The 7,736-nt window shown below is 49.5% G+C and carries 6 protein-coding genes; 3 read left to right on the top strand and 3 right to left on the bottom strand.

Translation table 11 applies throughout. The annotated features are described in order from the left end of the window. Positions 1 to 326: 326 nt before the first annotated feature. Both NG833_RS28615 and NG833_RS28610 read right to left on the bottom strand, forming a co-directional pair. Positions 327 to 752, bottom strand: coding sequence for a hypothetical protein (locus tag NG833_RS28615; RefSeq protein ID WP_254568668.1), 426 nt, complete (start codon positions 750 to 752; stop codon positions 327 to 329). A 49-nt stretch (positions 753 to 801) separates the two neighbouring features. Beyond that, entirely contained in the window at positions 802 to 2,463 is a 1,662-nt protein-coding gene (locus NG833_RS28610) for a CTP synthase (RefSeq protein ID WP_254568667.1), read from the bottom strand. 409 nt (positions 2,464 to 2,872) lie between these two features. On the opposite strand from NG833_RS28610, the gene NG833_RS28605 reads away from it, so the two are divergent. The 3 genes from NG833_RS28605 to NG833_RS28595 all read left to right on the top strand — a co-directional run bounded on the left by NG833_RS28605 (position 2,873) and on the right by NG833_RS28595 (position 7,279). Beyond that, a complete protein-coding gene (locus NG833_RS28605) occupies positions 2,873 to 3,955 on the top strand; it encodes an N-acetylmuramoyl-L-alanine amidase-like domain-containing protein (RefSeq protein ID WP_254568666.1) in 1,083 nt (360 codons plus the stop codon). Between the two features lie 87 nt (positions 3,956 to 4,042). Then, complete coding sequence (locus NG833_RS28600) at positions 4,043 to 5,803, top strand: N-acetylmuramoyl-L-alanine amidase (RefSeq protein ID WP_254568665.1); 1,761 nt, start codon at positions 4,043 to 4,045, stop codon at positions 5,801 to 5,803. 438 nt (positions 5,804 to 6,241) lie between these two features. Then, entirely contained in the window at positions 6,242 to 7,279 is a 1,038-nt protein-coding gene (locus tag NG833_RS28595) for a lipopolysaccharide assembly protein LapB (protein WP_254568664.1), read from the top strand. Between the two features lie 226 nt (positions 7,280 to 7,505). Here the strand turns inward: NG833_RS28595 and NG833_RS28590 are convergent. Then, a partial coding sequence (locus tag NG833_RS28590) for a hypothetical protein (protein ID WP_254568663.1) occupies positions 7,506 to 7,736 on the bottom strand: 231 nt, incomplete at its 5' end.

The raw sequence follows: 7,736 nt of genomic DNA, 5'->3' as shown, positions 1-7,736 counted from the left end.
GGCGCAATGCTTGCGCCCTGGGGCGCAAGCATTGCGCCCCTACACCTACCTTCCTTCCAGTTAGTTCAACGTTTGGAGGATTTATATTTTCCAATCCCCTAAGTCCTATTCTCGTGTCATGGCTCTGCCATGACATGGGCAATCAGCGGCTCTGCCGCCTGTTAGAACGCACTGGAGGCAGAAATTTCAATTGGCATAAACAAGAGCATCTCCATTTGGCCTCAAAGGGGAATTTATACGTCTTGCTCCCCCTTCCCTAGGAGGGAAGGGGGTTGGGGGGTTAGGTCTATGAGCCAAATTGAGATGCTCCCGCATGAACAACCTTTCTATCCCGTTAAATCATGACCTGTGGTCTGTTCAATGTAGTCTACAACCTTCTGATAATCCTCCGGATTACTTTGAGGATGGATGATAATTCTCATCCCACTATCCGGTAAGAAAAAGGAGATTTTTCCATTACCCGGAGCGCAACAAAAGGAACTAATTCGATTCAAGTCGATATCGTATTCTTCGCGCTCGTACTGAATTTTTACCCAATGAGAGCCGAGAGAGTATTGTACGGTTTTGTTGATGAAATTTACCACGGTTTGATAAGCCTCGGTATTACTCTGAGGATGAATAACAACAGGAGTGCGACTTTGCGGTAACCAAAAGGCAATCTTTCCGTTTGGCGATCGACAAAAAGCACCGATCCGCGCTAAATCCACGACGTATGTCTCTCTGTCATAAATAAATTTGACCCAATACGTCACAAAACCTCCTCTCTCGGCAATTCCATAGCATCTACAGCCTTGTTATCAGTTACGATCGCCCAGGAGTGACAGCAGCAGAAATCTCCGATGAAACCGAGGGTTCGACATCATCAGATAGGGACTCTAATGCCGCTTGGATGAATCCTTTAAACAGGGGATGCGGGTTACTGGGTCGAGATTGAAACTCGGGATGGAATTGAGTGGCAATGAAAAACGGATGAGAGGGGAGTTCAATAATTTCCACCAGTCGGCCATCGGGGGAGGTGCCACTGACCACATATCCGGTTTCAATAAAGAGGTTGCGATAAGCATTATTGAACTCATAGCGATGGCGATGGCGTTCATAAATCACCTCTTTTTGATAAACCGAGGCGGCAAGGGTATCGGGAATTAAGCGACAGGGATATAATCCTAAGCGCATGGTCCCACCCAAATCCACCACATCTTGCTGTTCAGGCAGGAGGTTGATAATCGGGTTGCTGGTATCGGGGTCGAATTCGGCACTGTTGCCATCTTCCAATTTGGCAACATGACGCGCCCATTCGATCGCCGCGCACTGCATTCCTAAACATAACCCGAGGAAGGGAATCCGGTGTTCTCGGGCATATTGAATCGCGGAGATTTTGCCATCCACCCCGCGAATCCCAAATCCACCGGGAACTAAGACCCCTTGGACATCTTTAAGAAATTTTTCAGGGCCATAAGCTTCGATATCTTCGGAGTTAACCCAACTGAGATTGACATCGACTTCATAGGCGATCGCCGCGTGTTTAATCGCTTCAATCACGGACAAATAAGCATCACTGAGGCGAACATATTTCCCGACAATGGCAATATTGATTGGTTTTCCACCGCCATACAACCGTTCTACTAGGGTTTGCCACTTACTGAGATCCGGTTGACGGGGGTCGAGTTGCAGTAAATCCAGGGCTTGCTCCGCCAACCCTTCCCGTTCTAAAATCAGGGGCACTTCATAAATACTGCTGGCATCTTGCGCCGTAATCACGCATTGCACCGGAACGTCACAGAACTCTGACATTTTGTCCTTGAGTCCCGCAGGCAGAGGGCGATCGCATCGACAGACTAAAATATCCGGCTGGATCCCGATCGCTCTAAGTTCCTTCACCGAGTGCTGAGTGGGTTTCGTCTTCATCTCTCCGGCAGCACCAATCCAAGGCACCAGGGTGACATGAATGTACAAAACATTATTGCGCCCAACTTCCTTGCGAAACTGCCGAATCGCTTCCAAAAAGGGTTGGGATTCGATATCACCCACAGTCCCGCCAATTTCCGTAATCACCACATCTGGATTGGTATTTTTAGCCACCCGTTTGATGCGTTCTTTGATTTCATTGGTAATATGGGGAATCACCTGGACCGTCCCCCCCTGATAATCTCCACGCCGTTCTTTATTCAGGACTGCCTGATAAATGGAACCTTGGGTCACGCTATTCAGACAAGACATGGACGTATCGGTGAAGCGTTCATAATGTCCTAAGTCTAAATCCGTTTCAGCGCCATCCTCGGTCACAAAGACCTCTCCATGCTGAAAGGGACTCATGGTACCCGGATCAACATTAATATAAGGGTCCAGTTTCAAAATGGAGACGGAATAATCCCGGGACTTGAGCAACCGTCCCAGACTCGCAGCGACAATCCCTTTTCCGATACTGGAAACGACCCCACCCGTTACAAACACAAACTTAGTCATAAAATTTACCCAACGCTCTGATTTACGCGCCTATATCCTGGGTTCATTGTGCCACATTTTACCGCAGGAGTACCCTCGATCCTGGTCCTAAAACCACGAATCCTAACGGGGAACGGAAGAATGCCCAATTTTCATCTCGGGCGATCGGACCACCCTTGAACTGAGGAGGTGGGGTTGGCAATGCCCAGCTTATTCTACAGTCAGGATTGAAACCCCCTCATTACAATAGAAAGATTGAGGGCAGATATTACGGTGGCACAACCGGAGTTCCAACCCAGGACTCTGGGTGCTAGGGTGCATGGGAATGATTGGGACAAGTTTGGGGAGGGAATCCGGTTGGGGTTGCTCCTTCTGTGGACTGTCCACATCATTTAAGATTGGCGATGGGTTTGAGCAAATAGAACAGCAAATGAAAAAATCTAGCAATCGACCAAAACTATTACCCCTGGCAATCGTGGGGTCTCTGACGGTGTTTCCGGCATTCGGGACCCTTGGGGGGACTGTATCCGGGGGTACAGCGCCTAGAACCCTCTTAACTTTCATTCCCGAGGTTGCTGAGGGCCCGATCGCCCAGGAAACTCAGGAACCTCGGGAATTACCCCTGATTGATCCGAATGCTGAGGACCCTGTTGATGTTGCACCCCAGGAGTGGGTTGATTTTGAACCCCAGGACCCGGTTGATTCTGCATCCGAGGACCTCAAGTTTGAACAGGTCATGCAAGGGGCCAGGTCCAAAAATTTGAGCCGTCGCCCCCTAAGTGAGATTATCTCTGGGGTGGCGGAACAATTGATCGGCACCCCTTACGTTGCCGGGTTATTAGATCAATCCCCCGAGGAAACTCTGGTGGTTTCCCTGGCGGGGTTTGACTGTGTATTATTTATAGAAACTGTCCTGGCGATCGCCCGAGGTATTGCGGTCCAAGATTACACCTACGAAGGATTAGAAAAGCGCGTTGAAGAACAACGCTATCGCGATGGTAAACTCACAGACTATTGCAGTCGTCTCCACTATTTCTCAGACTGGATTTATGATAATGCCAAACGCGGTCTGGTTGAAAATATCACCCCATCCCTGGGCGGAATTCCTCTGAATCAAACCTTAAATTTTATGACAGAGCATCGTCAAAGCTATCCCCAACTGGCAGATGATGAAAATTATAATTGCATTCGGCAAGTGGAAGCCAAGCTCAAGGATGTTCCTCTGACCTATATTCCCCAAGACCAAATTTCTACCCTCTACGATCGCCTCCAACCAGGAGACATCATTGCCACCGCTACGGATATCGCAGGACTCGATGTCACCCATACTGGATTGGTTTATCAATCCCAAGATGGCAAAATGGGATTTATTCATGCTTCTCCCAGTGGACAAGTCACCGTTTCCCCGGATTTACAATCTTATGTTCAAGCCGTGGAAGGTCAAATTGGCATTATTGTCGCCCGTCCCCTAGATAACCGTCCTCAACGCCCGGATACCTTACCTTCTTTTTAAAGCGTTTTCAGGTTAAATTGACAGGGTTCGTCCTGTCTTTTCCCTGTTAACCCTTGACGAATTTCGAGCTAAATTTGACTTTAACCCATGCGAAACCTGTTTCTGTCCACGGCCATTGCATCTATTATGCTTACCACTCCTGCTGCTGCCCAACAAGGGTTGTTTGTGGCCTATCCTCCCCCGGAACATAAAACGACTTCTGACCGGATTTTCTTAATTGGAACGGCTGCACCGGATGCGGAAGTGTTAGTCAATGGACAACGAATTGACCGCAGTCCGGCTGGACATTTTGCTCCGAGTTTTCCCTTAGAATTGGGGGAAAATGTTTTTACCTTAACCCATCAAGACCAACAACTCCAAATCAAGGTCACCCGCGAGTCTAGTTCGCCGCCGGTTCCGGAAGGAATGGCCTTTGTGGAGAGTTCTCTAACCCCGACGGTTGATATTGCCAGAATGTCGGGAGAGTTGATTTGTTTTGGGGCAATTGCGCCACCGAATGCGACGGTTTCTGTGCAAGTTGGCGATCGCACGATTCCCTTAATGCTCAATCGGGAATCGGTTTCTCTGCCTTCTAATTTAGCAGTCTTAACCGGGACAACGGAACCGAATGTTTCCCGGGAAGCCGGGAATTTTGAAGGTTGTACCACGGCCCCCCAAGACCCGACCAATTGGGGTCAACCGCGTTATCAATTGTCCATGAATGGAGAGACGAAAACCCAAATGGCAGGGGGGAATATTGAGATTATTTCCCCCAGTCAAATTACCGTGGCGGAGGTGACTGCTGAGGCAGCGGTGGCGCGGACCGGCCCCAGTACCAATCATTCCCGTCTCACACCGTTGCCGAAGGGGACTCGCGCTGCTGTGACGGGACGGGAGGGGGAATGGATTCGGTTAGATTACGGGGCCTGGATTAAAGCGGAGGAAGCACGAATTTTGTCGGCTGGGATTCCCCCGCGATCGGCAATTCGGGGAGTGCGATCGCGCCAAGTTCCCGGATGGACCGAAGTGCTATTTCCCCTACAAACCGCTGTACCTGTTACGGTCAAACAGGGCGATCGCAACTTTGTTCTCACACTCCATAACACAATCGCCCAAACCGATACCATCGCTTTCAATGACGATCGCTTAGTCGAACGCATGGATTGGCAACCCTCGGGCAACAATCAAGTCGAATATACATTTCACCTCAAACCCTCACACCAATGGGGATACAAAATGCGCTATGAAGGCACAACCCTAATTCTCTCCCTGCGTCATCCCCCCACCGTCACCGGCAGTCGCAATCAACCCCTAGCTGGGATGAGAATTCTCATCGATCCCGGACATGGCAGCAGCGAGGACCTCGGTGCTCGCGGACCCACAGGTTATCCCGAAAAAGATGTCAACCTGGTTGTCTCCAATCTCCTGCGAGATGAACTCCAACAGCGCGGCGCGACGGTGTTAATGACCCGAGAAGGAGATGAAGATTTATGGCCGCACGATCGCGTTGAACAAATCGAACGAGACGAACCTCACCTCGCCCTCAGCGTCCATTATAATGCCTTACCCGACTTCGGCGATGCCATCAATACCGCTGGAATAGGGATGTTTTGGTATCATCCCCAAGCTCATGATTTATCGGTGTTTTTGCATAACTATTTAGTGCAGAAATTAAACCGCCCGTCCTATGGCGTGTTTTGGAATAATTTAGCCTTAACTCGTCCCACAGTTGCTCCCTCAATTTTACTCGAACTCGGGTTTATGATTAATCCCACTGAGTTTGAGTGGATTGTCGATGAAAATGAACAGAAAAAGTTAGCCAAAACTCTGGCTGATGGCATTGTCGATTGGTACGCCACCACTCGGTAAAGTTTCATCCCTCCCAGAGGACCAGAAACCGGGTTTCTGCAACAATTTTTGTTGGATTGCCTAACTTGATGAAAGAAACCCGGTTTCTCAACCCCTACTCCAGGACCAGAAACCGGGTTTCTGCAACAATTGTCGTTTTATTGCTTAATACCAATTTCATTAATAGACTTCTTGCAGAATTATCTTAGGCCCCCCAGTAATTAAACATTTATTCCTCTGGCTTCCCCCTTCTTAAGGGGGACGGGAGGGGGATAATCAGGGGGACGGGAGGGGGATAATCAGGGGGGTTGGGGGGATCAATCCGGAATTTTGCCAGAGGTCTAATCTGAACTACAGATTTGATATTAACTTCAGCATAAGTCTTGATGTTTTATCTTTATAATTAGGCTTAAAGAGGTATTCAATCATTTGCAATCGGTCATGGAGGTGGCCTCTTGTATGGACAATGCAGAGACTAGACGATCGCAAGAATTGAGAGATCGGGCCGTAGAGTTGGCGATCGCCAATCGTGAGAGTGAAGCGAGTGCAGTTTTTGCCGAGGCAACGACAGCAACTCGCGCTATTCGTAAAATGTCCAGTCGAGCCATTGCGCTGTGCGAGTTAGCCGCCGCATTCCACCGAGCCAACCGTCATGATGAAGCACAGGCTCTGTTTGCCGAAATCCCCCAAATCGCTAAGTTCCTTTGGCCTGTTTATAGTCGAGAAAACGTGCTAAGTGAGCTAGTGGCAGCGTTGGCGCAAACCGGACAGTTTTCCGAAGCTGCCTCTATTGCGGCTTCTCTGGTGGGGGAACGCGAGCGCATCAAGGCGCTGAGGAGTTTGGCGACTGCCTGGACTCAAGCTGGAAACTTTGAGGAAGCCACAAATGTGATCCGTTCGATTTCCCAGGGGACCGATCGAGTCCGGGGGTTTTTAGAATTGGCCGTGACATTGGAGAATAGCGATCGCCCGGATGAAGCTAGCGCTATGTTTACTGAAGCCGCCACAATCGCTCGTTCTGTGGAAGGTTGGGCGGTTTACTCGTTACTTAACGTGGTGACAGCCTTGAAAGGAGTGAACCGATTCAGGGAAGCGGATGCCCTTCTGACTGAAGCTAAAACGATCGCCTATTCTATTGGCGATAATGTGTGGGGAGAGAATAGTCTCAACGTACTGGCAAAGGAACTGACACAAGCTGGACGTTTTTCTGAGGCCATAGAAGTAGCTCGCTCCATGCGCTATCCCGGTTGGCCGGAAAAGGCCCTCTGTCAAATCGTGGCAGCACAGGCTCGTTCTGGACAGTTCTCAGAGGCTACTACACTAGCCTACTCGATCCGCGTTGATGGTTATCGAGCCGAAGCGCTAAATCACTTGGGCACAGCACTCAAGTTAGCTAATCGGGATGCGGAAGCGAGTGCCATTCTTTCGGAGGCGGAAGCAACTCTGAAAGCCGCAAGCAAAGCCTGGGCAGAGGCGCTTGCTGACGAGTTGGATTGAATGTGAGAGGGTGGTTAGATTGCCTAAATTTAGGAAAGAAACCCGGTTTCTCACCCCCTACTCATAGGACCAGAAACCGGGTTTCTGCGACAATTGTTGTTGGATTGCCTAAATTTAGGAAAGAAACCCGGTTTCTCACCCTTTACCCCAGGACCAGAAACCGGGTTTCTGCGACAATTGTTGTTGGATTGCCTAAGTTGATGAAAGAAACCCGGTTTCTCACCCCCTACCCCAGGACAAGAAACCGGGTTTCTGCGACAATTGTTGTTGGATTGCCTAAGTTGATGAAAGAAACCCGGTTTCTCACCCCCCACCCCAGGACCAGAAACCGGGTTTCTGCGACAATTGTTGTTGGATTGCCTAAATTTAGGAAAGAAACCCGGTTTCTCACCCCCCACCCCAGGACAAGAAACCGGGTTTCTGCGACAATTGTTGTTGGATTGCCTAAATTTAGGAA

It is taken from the genome of Oscillatoria sp. HE19RPO (assembly GCF_024220515.1).
Taxonomy (GTDB): Bacteria; Cyanobacteriota; Cyanobacteriia; order Cyanobacteriales; family Laspinemataceae; genus Laspinema.
This window is presented reverse-complemented; position numbering and strand designations above follow the sequence as displayed.